Source organism: Microbacterium sp. KR10-403, from assembly GCF_040196215.1.
Lineage (GTDB): Bacteria > Actinomycetota > Actinomycetes > Actinomycetales > Microbacteriaceae > Microbacterium.
In genome coordinates this window covers 141404-156725 of the sequence record NZ_JBEGDC010000004.1, presented here as the reverse complement: position 1 = coordinate 156725, position 15322 = coordinate 141404, and the positions used below count along the sequence as shown (strand labels likewise).

Sequence of the window (15322 nt, the reverse complement as noted above, 5' to 3'; positions counted from 1 at the left end):
CCATGGTCGAACATCGCTATCTCGGCAACAGCGGACTCAAGGTCTCGGAGATCACCTACGGCAACTGGGTGACGCACGCGTCGCAGATCGACGACTCGGGCGCCATCGCCACCGTGCATGCGGCGCTCGACGCCGGCATCACGACCTTCGACACCGCCGACACCTACGCGAACACGGCCGCCGAAGTCGTGCTGGGCAAGGCGCTGGCGGGCCAGCGGCGCGCGTCGCTGGAGATCTTCACGAAGGTCTACTTCCCGACCGGTCCGAAGGGGCCGAACGACAGCGGACTGAGCCGCAAGCACATCTTCGAGAGCATCGACGGCTCGCTGCAGCGACTGGGCACCGACTACGTCGATCTCTACCAGGCGCACCGCTTCGACTACGAGACCCCGCTCGAAGAGACGATGCAGGCGTTCGCCGACCTCGTGCGCGCCGGCAAGGCGCTGTACATCGGCGTGAGCGAGTGGACCGCCGAGCAGCTGCGTGAGGGCGCGGCGCTCGCGAGAGAGCTGCACGTGCCGTTCATCTCGAACCAGCCGCAGTATTCGATGCTGTGGCGCGTGATCGAAGACCGGGTCGTGCCGACCAGTGAAGAGCTCGGCATCTCGCAGATCGTCTGGTCGCCGATGGCGCAGGGCGTGCTGTCGGGCAAGTACCTGCCCGGGCAGCCGGTGCCCGCCGGATCGCGCGCGACCGATGAGAAGAGCGGCGCGCACTTCATCCAGCGCTTCCTGCGCGACGACGTGCTCACCGCCGTGCAGAGGCTCGAGCCCATCGCGGGCGACTGCGGGCTGACCATGCCGCAGCTGGCCATCGCCTGGGTGCTGCAGAACAAGAACGTCGCGGCGGCGCTGGTGGGGGCATCCCGCCCCGAACAGATCGCGTCGAACGTCGCCGCGTCGGGCGTGACGCTCGATGCCGATGTCATGGCGGCCATCGACGCCGCGCTCGGCGACGTGGTCGAGCGCGACCCGCAGAACACCTACGAGGTCTCGCCGAAGTCGCGCCCGGCCTGATGATCCGCAGCGCGGGGCTCCTCCTGCACCGCCGCACCGCCGGCGGGCTCGAGGTGCTCATCGCGCACATGGGCGGCCCGTTCTGGGCACGCAAGGACGAAGGCGCGTGGTCGATTCCCAAGGGTGAGTTCGACCCCGAGACCGAATCGGCGATGGCTGCCGCGGTCCGGGAATTCCGCGAAGAACTGGGCGTCGACCCGCCTGCGGGCCCCTACGACGAACTCGGGACCTGGGCGTACGCGTCGGGCAAGCGGGTGACGGTGTTCGCCGTCGACGGCGCGGAGTTCGCGGCATCCCGTTTCGCCTTCGGGACGTTCGAGATGGAATGGCCGCCGCGCTCGGGGAGGCGGCAGGAGTTCCCCGAGGTCGACCGGGCCGAATGGATGACGGTGGATGCCGCGCGCCCGCGCCTGGTGAAGGGGCAGCGGCCCGCGCTCGACGCGCTGGAGAGTTTCTTGTAGCGGAGTGTCGGGGCTCCGTGGCAAGCTGGTAGATCCGCGCGTTCGCGCGATCCTGTTCTGGAGTCCTCCGTGCTCGGCAAAATCCTCTTCCGATATCTCACGACGTACCGCTGGCTGCTGTTGGGCGTCCTCGTCTTCCAGTTCGCATCGGCGATGGCGCAGCTGTATCTGCCTCGACTGAACGCCGACATCATCGACAAGGGTGTCGCCACCGGTGACACCGGGTTCATCTGGACTCATGGCGCGTTCATGCTGGTGATCTCGCTCGGCCAGATCGTGGCATCCATCATCGCCACCTTCTTCGCCGCGCGTGCCGCGATGGCGGCCGGTCGCGACATCCGCCGCGATGTGTACGACCGGGTCAGCTCGTTCTCCGAGCGCGAGATCTCGACGTTCGGGGCGGGCTCGCTCATCACCCGCAACACCAACGACGTGCAGCAGGTGCAGATGCTCGCGATGATGGGCGCGACCATGCTCGTCACCGCGCCGCTGCTGGCGATCGGCGGCGTCATCATGGCGCTGCGTCAGGATGTGGGGCTGAGCTGGCTGATCGCCGTGTCGGTGCCGATCCTGCTCGTGCTCGCGGTGCTGGTGATCAGCCGGATGGTGCCGCTGTTCCGCAGCTACCAGGCGAAGCTCGACGCGGTGAACCGCATCATGCGCGAGCAGCTGACCGGCGTGCGCGTCGTACGCGCCTTCGTGCGCGAGCGCATCGAGGAAGAGCGCTTCCGCGGCGCGAACACCGACATCATGGTGGTCGGCCGCAAGGTCGGCTCGCTGTTCGTGCTGCTGTTCCCGCTCGCGATGCTCGTGCTCAACCTCACCGTGGTGGGCGTGATCTGGTTCGGCGGGCTCGCCGTGCATGACCGCGGCCTGCCCATCGGCACGCTGTTCGCGTTCATGCAGTACATCGGCCAGATCCTCATGGGTGTGCTGATGGCCAGTTTCATGACGATCATGATCCCGCGCGCGGCGGTGTCGGCCGAGCGCATCGGCGAGGTGCTCGACACCGACAGCTCGCTCGAGCGTCCCGAGAGCCCGGTCGCCGACTTCACGGCGCCCGGCACCGTCGAGTTCGATGACGTCACGTTCGCGTACCCGGGCGCCGACGAGCCCGTGCTGCAGAACGTCTCGTTCCGTGCCGAGCCGGGCGAGACCGTCGCGATCGTGGGATCGACAGGAGCGGGCAAGACCACGCTGGTCTCGCTCATCCCGCGGCTGTTCGACGTGACCGGCGGCGCCGTGCGCGTGGCGGGCGTCGACGTGCGCGAGGCCGACCTCGACGCGATGTGGCAGGGCATCGGCCTGGTGCCGCAGCGCCCGTTCCTGTTCACCGGGACCATCGCCTCGAACCTGCGCTTCGGTCGTGAAGACGCCACCGACGCGGAGCTCTGGGAGGCGCTCGAGATCGCGCAGGCCCGCGACTTCGTCGCGGAGAAGGAGGGCGGGCTCTCGGCACGCATCGCCCAGGGCGGCACGAACGTGTCGGGCGGGCAGCGCCAGCGGCTCGCCATCGCGCGCGCCATCGTGCACGACCCCGACGTGCTCGTGTTCGACGACTCGTTCTCGGCGCTCGACCTGTCGACCGACGCCGCGCTGCGCAAGGCGCTGTGGCAGCGGATGCCGCGAGTGACCAAGATCGTCGTGGCACAGCGCGTGTCGACCATCACCGACGCCGACCGCATCGTGGTGCTCGAAGCCGGGCGCATGGTGGGCGTCGGCACGCACGACGAACTGCTTCAGACCTGCACGACCTACAAAGAGATCGTCGACTCGCAGCTGGGGGTGCAGGCATGAGCGCGCCCGACCTGCCCACCGAGGAGGAACGCCTCGAAGAGGAGCTCGCCGAACAGGCCCGGCAGAACTCCGGCGACTGGGACAGCGTCGCCCCCGGCAAGGCCGCGAACTTCCGAGTGAGCTTCTTCCGCATGATCGCGCTGCTGAAGCCCCACTGGATCGGCTTCTCGCTGGTGTCGCTCGCGGGCGCCGTCGGTGTCGTGCTCGCGGTGATCGCGCCGAAGGTGCTGGGCGAAGCGACGAACATCATCTTCGAGGGCGTCGTCTCCGCCGCGCTCGGCGGTCAGTTCCCGGCATCCGCCACGCAGGATCAGGTCGTCGAGGCGCTGCGGGCGGCCGGCCAGGGCGAGATCGCGAACATGGTCGCGGCGATGTCGAACTTCCAGGTCGGGGCGGGCATCGACTTCGACCGGCTGCGGGGCGTCATCATCGCGGTGATGGTGATCTACGTGGCATCGGCACTGCTGAGCTGGGTGCAGGGCTATGTCATCAACGTGATCATGGTGCGCACGATGTGGCAGCTGCGTGAAGACGTCGAGGCCAAGCTGAACCGGCTGCCGCTCTCGTACTTCGACAAGGTCCAGCGCGGCGAGCTCATCTCGCGCGTCACCAACGACATCGACAACATCACGCAGACCATGCAGCAGTCGCTGTCGGGCGCGCTCACGAGCGTGCTGACGGTGGTCGGCGTGCTCGTCATGATGTTCTCGATCTCGTGGCAGCTGGCTCTCGTCGCGCTCGTCGCCCTGCCGCTGATGGCGGTGATCTTCGGCATCATCGGGCCGAAGTCGCAGAAGGCGTTCAAGACGCAGTGGCGCAAGGTCGGGCGCCTGAACGCGCGGGTCGAGGAGTCGTTCTCAGGCCACGCGCTCGTGCAGGTGTTCGGGCGCGACGCCGCGTCGCGCGCGCAGTTCGCCGAAGAGAACGAAGAGCTCTTCCAGGCCTCGTTCAAGGCGCAGTTCCTGTCGGGCATCATCATGCCCGGCATGACGTTCATCGGCAGCCTCAGTTACGTCGGCATCGCGGTGCTCGGCGGGCTGATGGTCGCCTCGGGCAACCTGCGCCTCGGCGACGTGCAGGCGTTCATCCAGTACTCGCAGCAGTTCACGCAGCCGCTGTCCGAGCTCGGCGGCATGGCCGCGGTCGTGCAGTCGGGCACGGCGTCCGCCGAGCGCGTGTTCGACCTGCTCGACGCCGATGAGCAGCAGCCCGACGCGCCCGACGCGCCGGCGTACGTGCCCGGTCGCGGGGTGATCGAGTTCGAGCACGTGAAGTTCTCGTACGACCCCGAGCAGCCGTTGATCAGCGACCTGTCGTTCCGCGTCGAACCGGGACAGACGGTCGCGATCGTCGGGCCCACGGGTGCCGGCAAGACGACGCTGGTGAATCTGCTCATGCGGTTCTACGAACTCGACGGCGGGCGGATCCTGCTCGACGGGCAGGACGTGGCATCCCTCACCCGTGACGATGTGCGCACCCGCACCGGCATGGTCCTGCAGGACCCGTGGCTGTTCGCCGGCACGATCCGGGAGAACATCCGGTACGGTCGGCAGTCGGCGACGGATGACGAGATCGTGGATGCCGCGACCGCGACGCGTGTCGACACGTTCGTGCACTCGCTGCCGGACGGCTACGACACCGTGCTCGACGAGGACGCCTCGAACGTCTCGGCGGGCGAGAAGCAGCTGATCACGATCGCGCGCGCGTTCGTCGCGCAGCCGTCGGTGCTGATCCTCGACGAGGCGACGAGTTCCGTCGACACACGCACCGAGCTGCTGCTGCAGCACGCGATGGCCGCGCTGCGCGCCGGGCGCACCTCGTTCGTGATCGCGCACCGCCTGTCGACGATCCGAGACGCGGACCTCATCCTCGTCATGGAGCACGGCGACATCGTCGAGAAGGGCACGCACGACGAGCTCATCGCTCGGGAGGGCGCCTACTGGCGCCTGTATCGCGCGCAGTTCGAGCAGGCCGCCGCCGACATCGACCTCGAGGAGGCGCTGGAGGCCGAGACGAGCGCGGTCCCGGTCATCGCGCCCGACGCCGGAGCCTGACCGGGGTGCCGCGTGCCAGGCTCAGAGCAGCGCGCGGCGCCGGCCCTCGTTGACGGCCTCGGTGCGGGTGGTGGCGCCCAGCTTCCGGTACAGCGAGCGCTGGTGTGTCTTCACTGTGTTCACGGTGATGAACAGCTGCTGAGCGATCTCGGTGCGTGACCGGCCGCGAGCCAGCTCTGCGAGCACGTCGAGCTCGCGGGTGGTGAGCGCGCGTCGGCGCAGCGTGTCCACGGTCTCCGGCGCGGTCCGTGGCGCCGGCCATCCCGGGATGTCGTTCGCCGCGCGCGCCGCGAACGACGGCGCGAAGCGGGTCAGCATCGCGTGCGTGAGGACATCGGGTCGGGGGAGGATGTCGGAGAGGATGGCATCGGCGTCGTCGTGCGCGCCGCTCACATCGTGGGCGACAGCCAGTACCATCCGCCGGAAGTTGTCGGCGCGAGGCAGTCCCGCGGTCTGGTCGGCGACCCCGTGCAGAAGCCGTATCGCCGGGGGTGCCGATCCGCGGACCAGCGCCTGGCCGGCCGCGAGGGTGGCTGTCTCCCACAGCCGCGGGTCGGCCGTCGCGAGCAGTCGCTCCGACTCCGAGCTCGCTCCCGCGAGCAGCGCGTGCAGCCCGAGGGTGTGGGCGACCACACTGCCGCCCAGGCCGGTGCCGCCGACGCCCGCTGGGTTCAGCGCGCGGAACTGGCTCGCCCGATCGTGCATCTCGCGCAGGCGGCCGGTGATCATCCCGATGTGCTGCGTCGCGACCACGTGATACGGCCAGAGCTCCTGCATCCGCGGGATGGGGATCCGCAGGAGCGCGGTGAAGGCGGCATCCGGATCGGTCTCGGCGGTGCTCAGCGCTTCGACCAGCGATTCATCCGTGTCGAGCCCCGGCTCGGCCCAGCTGGCCGTGCGAGGCACCTGACGGGACAGATCGAGATGCATCCACGCGAGGGCGCCATCGCCGTAGAGGGCATGGATCATGGCGATGCGCAGGTGCGCATCGCGGTGGAAGAACGCCAGCGCGGGCGGAATCGGAAAGAGCAGTGACTTCTCGAGCAGCATGAGCGCGTCGTGCAGGCGCCCCGCGAGCATGGCCGTGATCCCCGCTTGAAGGACGATGCTGGCACCCGTGCCCCGGGTGGGGTCGAGCAGCGGCGCGACCGGGGCTCGTACCAGTGGATCCTCGCTCATGAGCGCATACGCCTGCACGGGATCACCCGACATGCGCAGATGGAGCGCTCGGATGAAGGTGCGCGCCCGGCGGATCCCCGGCGCGGCGCCGGCATCCGTCCCATCCGGAAGATCGGCGCGCGCCGGCCCTGCCAGGAAGGCGCGCAGGATGTACCCGCCGAGGTCGGTGGCCCGCGCGGAGCCGTCGTCGGCGGTGTCGACGATCACCTGGAGGTCGGCGGGAAGGATGCCGAACCACAGCTCGAGCGGATACGTGGAGACCAGTGCGGAGATCCGCGGGCGATCGTCCGCCGCGACGGCACGCCGCAACAACGCGACCGGATCGGTCCCTTCCGTCCCACGCACAGCTTCGCCCCCCCGGGTGTCGTGAATAGGGCGTGATGACCGGCGCCGCGGCGAAAGCCCGTGCAGCGGTGGTCCGTCCCCCGTCCCACGATAGCGAGGACGACCGTTCCCGGCGGCGCACTGACACCGGGTGAGGGGTGAGGGCGGGGGGTGAAATCCACCGCTTTGAGCGGAATCGCCCCCGGCACGACTGCTTGGATCTCGATGGCGCCGCCTGCGGATCGAACGCGGGGGGAGCGGCGCGTGCCCGGGCGCGTCATGAGCGCGCTTCTCTGCGCGCGCCCGGATCTGCAACGCGCTGACAGGGGAGGCATCGCCGCGATGATCGGACGGGGACCACGACGGGGACACGAGGCACGCCCTAGGAGCGCCGTACGCCGGGTGATGGCGCTGGTCGGCGTCGCGGCGGTCACCGCCGCGACGTTCCTGGCGCTCCCGACGGCGGCCGAGGCGGCCGGCCAGAACACGGCGATCGTCGTGGGCGACATCACGATCGCCCCGGCGGACACCCAGGCGACGGTCGGCGACACTCTGACGGTGTCGGGGTCGTGGGATGCGTCGGACGCCGATCCGCACGAGGGCGACACCTTCACGATCGGCCTGCCCGACGAACTCGCGTTCCCCGCGAGCGTGCCGTTCAACCTCTCCGGCCCGAACGGTGCGGGTGACACCGTCACCTGGGCGACATGTCTGACCGATGCCGGCACCGGCCTGGCCACATGCACGCTGACCGCCGAGGTCGAGGACTTCCCCGAGCTGGTCAAGGGTGCTTTCGAGTTCGACGTGACGGCGATCGTGGCGACCGACGAGAAGGACGTCGTCTTCGATCTCAACGGCACCGACGTCGAGGTCCCGCTGCCCGGCGGGGGCGGGATCGACGACGGGCTCGAGCCGCCGTCGCCGTGGGACAAGAGCGGGGCCATGAACTCCGACCACTGGTCGATCGGATGGACCATCAACCTGCCCGGCGACCGTCTCGTCGGCAACGACGCCCTCAACATCGCAGAGACCCTCAGTGACGATCACCGGCTCTGCGACCCCTCCGGCCTGAAGGTCGTCGCGATCCGCGGCGGTTCGTCGAGCACCGTGTCCGACGTGGCGACGATCGTCGCCGGCGCCGACGATCAGCACTTCACGATCCACATCACCGAGCCCGCCGGTGGCTGGGACGATAAGACGACGTACCGCGTCACGTACAACACGTGCACACCGGACGGGCAGATCGACCCGGTCGGGACCGAGTACACCAACGAGGCGACGATCGACGTCTGGGGCGAGAGCTCGGGGGTCATCGGCGTCACGCAGGACTGGGACTACCACGGCAAGATCTCCAAGAGCGGTTCGGTGCTCGGCGGCGCGGACCGCAACGGCAAGATCGCCTGGACGGTCACCGTCGACGGCGACAACCTCGCCGGGAAGACCGGCATCCCGTTCACCGAGAGGCTGTCAGGCGCGCATGCGCTGTGCAGCGACACGATCAGCGGCATCCGGATCTACGAGCAGTACGGGCCCAGCGGCTCGAAGCGCACGGAGATCACCGACAAGGTCGACGTCGCGACCGTGTCGTCGAGCGCTCAGGCGTTCAGCACGACGCTCTCGCCGAAGGACGGCTTCGCCTTCCGCGCCCACCCCTACATCTACCTGATCACGTACGCGACCTGCGCGACGACCGACGGACTCCCCGAGGGCGGCGAGACGTTCGGCAACTCGGCGAGCGTCGCCGGCGGCGAGACCTCCAGTGATGCGAAGGTGCCCGGGCGCACGGACGCGAAGACCGGATCGATCAACGGCAGCGCCGTGACCCTCGACGGCGTGGAGTACCTGCCGCAGACGACGGTCGGCTGGAAGATCACGGTTCCCGGCCAGGACCTCGTCGACGTCGACTCCGACCTGACCGTCACCGACACGCTCAGCCAGTCCCTGGCCGTGTGCGAGGGATCGGGCGGCAGCGCGGCATCCCGTCTCGGACTGAAGGTCCAGGCGGTCGACCAGATCTCCGGCGGCGGCCTCGCCACCGTCGACCTCACGGACTCCGTCACGACGGCCCAGAACGGCAACGACCTGACGTTCGTGATCCCGCAGCCGACGCTGACCCAGCCCGACGGCTCCACGGCCACCGGCTTCAGCCGCGAATACCAGTACGTCATCAGCTACACGACGTGCACCGCGAGCGGCGGCATGGATGCGCCCGGCACCGTGTACAGCAACAACGCGGTCGTCAACGGCAAGACCTACACGTCGAGCTCCCGGCAGAACAACAGCGGCAGCGGCACCGGGCAGGGCGTGTCACGCGGCTCCGTCGCGGTGGTCAAGCACCTTGCCGACACCGCGGGCGCCGATCTCGTGCCGGCCGACACGACCTTCACGGTGCACGCCAAGGAGATCGATCCCGACGGCACCGTCCAGAAGGAGTACGACCTGAACGTCCCGCTGGACGGCTCACCGATCAGCGGCCCGAACGCGCGTGGCAAGGGATGGAAGATCCAGCTCTCCGAGCCGACGATGCCGAAGGTTCCGGGCGTCGTGTTCGGCGACCCGGTGTTCACGGCTTCCGACGGTGTCGTCGTCGGCGACGGCGGCAAGACCGCGACCGCCACGATCACTCCCGCGACGAACATCGATGTGACGCTCACGAACACGGCCCAGCTGGGTTCGCTGCGGGTCGTCAAGGCGATCGACGGGCCGGCGGCCGCCCGTGTGCCCTCCGGTACAGAGTTCCCGGTCACCGCGCACATCGACACGAGTGGCCTGTCCGGCGTGCCCGCGCAGCCCGACCGGTCGTTCACGATCACCGACGGCACGCCTGCCGTGCTCGACGATCTGCCTGTGGGCGCGGTCGTGACCCTCACCGAGGGCACCCCGCCGGCCGTCGACGGCGTCACGTGGGGCGCCGTCGCGATCACGGGCGACGGAGTGGAGGATGCCGGGGACGGCAGCGCCACCGTCACGGTGACCGGCGCGCAGACCGACGTCTCGTTGACGACCGTCACCAACACCGCGCAGTGGACCCCGGCCACGTTCTCGCTGCACAAGGACGTGACCGGTCCCGGTGCCGACCTCGTTCCCGACGACACGCGGTTCACGGTGCACGTCAAGGAGATCGACCCCGACGGCGCGACCAAGGCGGAGTACGACCTGTCGGTCCATGCCGGCGACAACGCGTCCGTCACCGCCCGCGCGGCGTCCGGCCCCGGCTGGACTCTCGAGCTGTCCGAGCCGACGTTCCCCGACGTGCCCGGAACGACATTCGGCGACCCCGCCTTCACTGCCGCTGACGGCGTCACCGTGAACGGGGACGGCACGGTCGCCACGGCGACCCTGACGCCCGGCGCGAACACCGCCGTGGCGCTGACGAACACGGCACAGCTGGGTGCCGTGACCGTGACGAAGCAGGTCGACGGTCCGGCCTCCGCACTTGTCGGCGCGCAGCAGACCTACCTGGTCACGGCGCACATCGACGTCAGCGGCATCGACGGCGACATCCCCGCGCAGCCCGACCGCACGTTGACCGTCACCGCGGGCGACCCGTACACGATCGACGACCTGCCGATCGGTGCCGCGGTGACGTTCACCGAGGCGCTGCCGGTGGACGACGACGTGCTCACCTGGTCGCAGCCGACGTTCTCGCCGGCGACGATCACGCTGTCCGCCGACGACGCGACCGAGGCCGCCGTCGAGACCGTCACCAACCATGTCACCCGCACGGTCGGAACGTTCTCGCTGTCGAAGACGGTCACCGGTGCCGAAGCCGCGAACGCCGCGGTGCCGGCCGAGGTCACGGTGACCGCGACCTGGGATGAAGAGGGCGCTCCCGGGCAGAAGACGCTGACGCTGCCCACCGACGGCACACCGGTGCCGTTCGGCGAGGACCTGCTCGTGGGCACGAAGGTGACGCTGACCGAGACGGTGCCGTCCGACGGCTCCGGCATCGCGTGGGGCGCCCCCGTGTGGTCGGGCACCGGTGTCGCCGTGGACGGCGCGAGCGCGATCGTGACGGTGGGACGGGATGCCGATGCCGCCGTGTCGGTGGAGAACCACGCGGCCACGTCGACCGCCGGCATCAGTCTCCTCAAGGGCGTGGCCGGTGAGGCGGCAGGCGACGTTCCCGCCGACGCCCGGTTCCCGGTGACGGCAAGCTGGTTCGATGCCGAGGGCGTGCTCCACACCAAAGAACTGCTCATCGGCAGCCAGGAGCCCACGTCACTCGGTGAGGACCTGCCGTACGGCACCGTCGTGAGCCTCGTCGAGCACGACGCCCCCACCGCCGACACGGTGGTGTGGGGACACACGGTGGTACTCGGCGACGATGTCACCGACAACGGCGACGGCACCGCGACCGTGACGGTCTCGGACCAGCAGGGCGCCTCGACGCTCGTGACGGTCGTGAACGAGGCGACGTGGGCGCCCGGCACCCTGTCGGTGGCCAAGCAGGTGACCGGCATCGCCGGCGACGACCCGCGGGTGCCCGACGATGTGACCGTGACGGCGAACTGGATCGATGCCGACGGCGCCGATCAGTCCGCAGACCTCACCGTGCCGACCGATGGCACGGTCGTCTCGCTCGGGCGACAGCTCCCCTACGGCACGCAGGTGACGCTCACCGAGCAGAAGCCGGCCGCCGACGCGGCGTTCACATGGGATACGCCGACGTGGGCGGGCGACGTCGCGGCGCAGGCCGACGGGTCGGCGGTCGTGACGATCGGCGCGGCGACGACCTCGGCGGCGACGCTGACGAACCACGCGTCGCCCGTGCGGGCATCGGTAGCACTCACGAAGAAGCTCTCGGGCCCGGCAGCGGGCGATGTTCCCGCCGGCACGACCTTCCCGGTGACACTGTCCTGGACGGATCTCGAAGGCGCCGACCAGCAGCGTGACGTCACGCTCTCGGCCGGCGAGCAGACCGTGATCGCCGATCTGCCGGTGGGCACGACGATCCAAGTGAGCGAGGGCGAGACCGATCTGCCCGACAACGTCGCGTGGACCGGCGCGGCCTGGACGAGTGCTGATGACGCGGTGACGCTGACGGCCGACGGCGATGCCGCCGATCTCACGCTGGCGGCGGACGGCACGCACGCCGTGACCCTCACGAACGCGTACGTCGACCCGCCCGTCCTGCCGGTGACCGGCCTCGACGGTGCGCGGACGCTCGCGCTCGGTGCGCTCGGTGTCGCCCTCCTGATCGGCGGGGCGGTGCTGCTCGCCGTCCGGCGGCGTCGCACGGCGAAGTGATGTGAAGTGATGTGCTTGAGGGGCCGGGAGCACGTGTTCCCGGCCCCTCGTGTCACGCTGCGCGTACGCTCCGAGACCGGTCAGCGACCCGCGGAGCGCTCGATCTCCCACTCGTCGATGAGCCGCGGCATCCGCTTCGCGAGAAACCGCAGGAACCCGGCGATGTCGGCCGCGCGCTGCTGCGCGGCGGGGTCGGCATCCAACTCACCCGCCATCTCGTCGAGCGTCGCCGCTGCCCGCGTGTAGACCGGGTCGTTGTCGACGACCGAGCGGTAGAAGGCGTCCTCGAGAAGCACGTAGCGCTCGCGGCGCTCGCCGGGCACCGTACGCCGCTGGATGAAATGCAGCTGCTGCAGGTACCGCACAGCCCCCGACACCGCAGCCGCGCTCACGCCGAGTCGCTCGCACAGCTCGCCGGCGGTGTATCCGTCTTCGGGCGCGGCGATCAGCGCCATCATGACCCGCGCGGGCATGCGCGGCATGCCGGCCGCGGTCATGACGGCAGCGCCGCGTTCGGCGGCCTCGATCGCGCGGTGCTCGGTCATCGTCTTCGAATCTATCCGTTCGTCGCCAGCTCGCGCCGCCGCATGAGGGTGAGGGATGCCACGGCCCCCACCGCGACCACCAGCACCAGCCACCACAGCCCGCGCACATCGACGTCGCCGCCCGAGACCACGGGCGTCGCGCCGAACGGCGAAATGTTCGTCGTCCACTCGGGCATGCCGAACAGCGGTCCGAACAGGCCGAGCATCGTGGCGATCAGCAGCAGCGCCCACGCCAGACCGATCGTCGCGCGCGGCACCAGCACGAACACGAGCCCCGTGATGACCGTGAACACGGATGCCGCGACCGCCTGCCCTGCGCCGTCCACGAGCACGGTGCGCGCGATGTCTGAGCCGCCGCCCGACGAGGCCATCCCGATGAAGGCGAACACCACCGCGGCAGCGGCGACGATGAGCACGGCGCAGGTCGCGACGATGAGGTAGTCGGCCAGCCACATCACGCGACGCGTCGGCGTGCCCAGGATCGGCTCGGCCGTGCCGTGGGCCTCTTCCTGCCGGGCGCGTGCGACGGTCTGGACCGCGCAGCATCCCGCCACGATCCCGAGCATCGTGAAGAACACCGTCACCATCGCCTCGTCGAGGGTGCCGGACTGCGAGATCTTCTTCAGGATGTCGGCCACCGCCGGGTTCTCGGTCGACACCTGGTCGATCACGCCGCCGAGGCTGGTGGCGAGGATGCCGGTGAGGGCGCCGCCCACGGCCCAGCCGATGAGCGAGCCGCTCGACAGTCGCCAGACGAGTGCGTGGGTCGAGGCCAGGGCGGGGCGCGCATGCACGCGCCCCATGCGCGGCGCGATGAAGCTCGCGCCCATGTCACGCGCCGACTGCAGCACGGCCGCGACGACTGCGAGACCGATGCCGACCACGAGCGCCAGTGCGACCGGCCACCAGATGTCCTCGTCGAAGGGGCGGGCCTGCTCGGCCCAGCCGAACGGTGAGATCCATGCCGGCCATGCGCTCGTGACGTGCGTGAGGTCGTCGCTGGGCGTGCCGGCCGCATTGCCGATGCCGCGCAGCAGGAACGTCGCCACGAGCACCCAGACGGTCAGTGAGTTCGCCCCGCGCGAGGTGCGCATCAGCTGCGCCGCGATCAGGCCGATCCCCAGGAAGACGATCCCGGTCGCGCCGGCGGCGGCTCCCGCGAGCGTCGAGCCCGCGGCATCCAACCCCACCGACAGTAGGGCGAGTGTCGTCAGCACTGCGAGGACCACGTTGGCGAGGACGCCGTGGACGATCGTTGCGACGGTCGGCAGCGTGCGCGAGGCGGGGGTCGCCGACAGCAGCTCGCTGCGGCCGGCCTCTTCGTCGGCGCGCGTGTGACGTATGGCGAGGAACAGCGACATGAGGGCGGCGAGGATCGCGAGCCAGGGGAGCACCTCGAACGCAAGGAAGGCTCCTTCACCCGGACCCGATGGAAGCCCGCGGAACATGAGGATCACGGGGTTCGCGAGGGCGGCGGCGAGGATGTTCTGCCGGTCTTCGAGCGTGCCGTACGACTGGGTGACGCCGGAGTAGCCGGCGACCGCCATCAGCACGGTGCCGAGGATCCACAGCAGAAGCTGCAGCCAGTCGCGTCGGAACCGCTGACGCAGAAGCGTGCCGATCATCGCTTGTTCGCCTCGATCTTCTCCAGGTCGTCGCCGTAGTGCCGCAGGAACAGCTCTTCGAGCGACGGCGGCGCGATGCGCAGCCCCGCGACCCTGCGGCGGGCGAGCTCGGGCAGCACGGCGTCGACGTCGTCGCTGTCGACGGTGAAGGTCGCCCGCCCCGACGCGAACGCGGCGTCGTGCGCGGCGGCGATGCCCTCGAGGGCGGCGAGGCCTTCCGCTTCGAACGAGATCTCCGAGCGGGTCAGGTGCCGCAGCTCGTCGAGCGTGCCCGACTCGACGATGCGCCCCGCGCGGATGATCGAGACGCGGTCGCAGAGCAGCTCGACCTCGGAGAGGATGTGGCTCGAGAGCAGCACGGTGGCTCCGGCATCCCGCACCCGGGTGATCTCGTCGCGGAAGGCGACCTCCATGAGGGGGTCGAGGCCACTGGTCGGTTCGTCGAGGATGTACAGGTCGGCGGGCACCGCGAACGCGGCGATGAGCGCGATCTTCTGCCGGTTGCCCTTCGAGTAGCTGCGGCCCTTCGGGCGCGGGTCGAAGTCGAAGACCTCGGCGAGGCGGTCGCGCTCGGCGCGGTAGGCGCGGTCGCGGCGCGAGGCGCCGCGCAAGCGGGCGAGCAGGTCGATGGCTTCGCCGCCGGAGAGGTTCGGCCAGACGCTCACGTCGCCGGGCACATAGGCGGTGCGCTTGTGGACGGCGACGGCGTCGTTCCACGGGTCGAGTCCGAAGACGGATGCCGCGCCTCTCGTCTTGCGCGCGAGCCCGAGCAGAATGCGGATCGTCGTGGTCTTGCCGGCGCCGTTCGGGCCGAGGAAGCCGTGCACCTGCCCCGACTCGACGCTCAGGTCGAGGCCGTCGAGGGCGTGGACGCGGCGGTAGTGCTTGTGCAGCGACTCTGTGTGGATGACGGTGCTCATGGGCGACGAGTGTACGCGTTGTTCATGAATTTGTGAACAGTACGAATGGATCTGCGTGTCGCCCCCGTTCAGAACTCAGCATGTCTGCGCGCTTCAGGCCACGAAACAGCCGTATTCGTCGCTCGCCGGCACCGATCGGATGAGTTCTGAA

Annotated in this window: 9 protein-coding genes; 5 read left to right on the top strand and 4 right to left on the bottom strand. The window is 69.7% G+C overall.

Annotated features, from left to right (window positions below):
* Positions 1-2: 2 nt before the first annotated feature.
* The 4 genes from ABMQ42_RS10000 to ABMQ42_RS09985 all read left to right on the top strand — a co-directional run bounded on the left by ABMQ42_RS10000 (position 3) and on the right by ABMQ42_RS09985 (position 5328).
* Positions 3-1016: an aldo/keto reductase family protein gene (locus tag ABMQ42_RS10000; RefSeq protein WP_349722836.1), complete on the top strand. Its 1014-nt coding sequence runs from the start codon at positions 3-5 to the stop codon at positions 1014-1016.
* Positions 1013-1477 carry an NUDIX hydrolase gene (locus ABMQ42_RS09995; protein WP_349723166.1) on the top strand — a complete coding sequence of 155 codons (465 nt, stop codon included), beginning with the start codon at positions 1013-1015 and terminating at the stop codon, positions 1475-1477. Before ABMQ42_RS10000 ends, ABMQ42_RS09995 begins: the two co-directional genes overlap by 4 nt.
* Before the next feature lie 69 nt (positions 1478-1546).
* Positions 1547-3274: an ABC transporter ATP-binding protein gene (locus ABMQ42_RS09990; protein ID WP_349722835.1), complete on the top strand. Its 1728-nt coding sequence runs from the start codon at positions 1547-1549 to the stop codon at positions 3272-3274.
* Positions 3271-5328 carry an ABC transporter ATP-binding protein gene (locus ABMQ42_RS09985; protein WP_349722834.1) on the top strand — a complete coding sequence of 686 codons (2058 nt, stop codon included), beginning with the start codon at positions 3271-3273 and terminating at the stop codon, positions 5326-5328. The genes ABMQ42_RS09990 and ABMQ42_RS09985 overlap by 4 nt, the downstream gene beginning before the upstream one ends.
* A 21-nt stretch (positions 5329-5349) precedes the next feature.
* Here the strand turns inward: ABMQ42_RS09985 and ABMQ42_RS09980 are convergent, their stop codons facing one another.
* A complete protein-coding gene (locus ABMQ42_RS09980; protein ID WP_349722833.1) occupies positions 5350-6816 on the bottom strand; it encodes a helix-turn-helix transcriptional regulator in 1467 nt (488 codons plus the stop codon).
* A gap of 420 nt (positions 6817-7236) precedes the next feature.
* Between ABMQ42_RS09980 and ABMQ42_RS09975 the strand changes: the two genes are divergently transcribed.
* Positions 7237-12081 carry a DUF5979 domain-containing protein gene (locus ABMQ42_RS09975; protein WP_349722832.1) on the top strand — a complete coding sequence of 1615 codons (4845 nt, stop codon included), beginning with the start codon at positions 7237-7239 and terminating at the stop codon, positions 12079-12081.
* Positions 12082-12161: 80 nt separating this feature from the next.
* On the opposite strand, the gene ABMQ42_RS09970 is transcribed toward ABMQ42_RS09975, so the two are convergent.
* Genes ABMQ42_RS09970 through ABMQ42_RS09960 form a run of 3 tightly spaced genes read right to left on the bottom strand, consistent with a single transcriptional unit; the run spans position 12162 to position 15171 of the window.
* Positions 12162-12626: a GbsR/MarR family transcriptional regulator gene (locus ABMQ42_RS09970; protein WP_349722831.1), complete on the bottom strand. Its 465-nt coding sequence runs from the start codon at positions 12624-12626 to the stop codon at positions 12162-12164.
* Between the two features lie 11 nt (positions 12627-12637).
* On the bottom strand, positions 12638-14251 hold the full coding sequence (locus tag ABMQ42_RS09965; protein WP_349722830.1) for an ABC transporter permease: 1614 nt from the start codon (positions 14249-14251) through the stop codon (positions 12638-12640).
* On the bottom strand, positions 14248-15171 hold the full coding sequence (locus ABMQ42_RS09960; RefSeq protein WP_349722829.1) for an ABC transporter ATP-binding protein: 924 nt from the start codon (positions 15169-15171) through the stop codon (positions 14248-14250). Before ABMQ42_RS09960 ends, ABMQ42_RS09965 begins: the two co-directional genes overlap by 4 nt.
* Positions 15172-15322 lie beyond the last annotated feature (151 nt).

Coding starts and splice junctions, on each gene's coding strand:
- ABMQ42_RS09965 (WP_349722830.1), bottom strand. CDS start 14,251: ATGATCGGCACGCTTCTGCGTCAGCGGTTCCGACGCGACTGGCTGCAG.
- ABMQ42_RS09970 (WP_349722831.1), bottom strand. CDS start 12,626: ATGACCGAGCACCGCGCGATCGAGGCCGCCGAACGCGGCGCTGCCGTC.
- ABMQ42_RS09960 (WP_349722829.1), bottom strand. CDS start 15,171: ATGAGCACCGTCATCCACACAGAGTCGCTGCACAAGCACTACCGCCGC.
- ABMQ42_RS09975 (WP_349722832.1), top strand. CDS start 7,237: ATGGCGCTGGTCGGCGTCGCGGCGGTCACCGCCGCGACGTTCCTGGCG.
- ABMQ42_RS09985 (WP_349722834.1), top strand. CDS start 3,271: ATGAGCGCGCCCGACCTGCCCACCGAGGAGGAACGCCTCGAAGAGGAG.
- ABMQ42_RS10000 (WP_349722836.1), top strand. CDS start 3: ATGGTCGAACATCGCTATCTCGGCAACAGCGGACTCAAGGTCTCGGAG.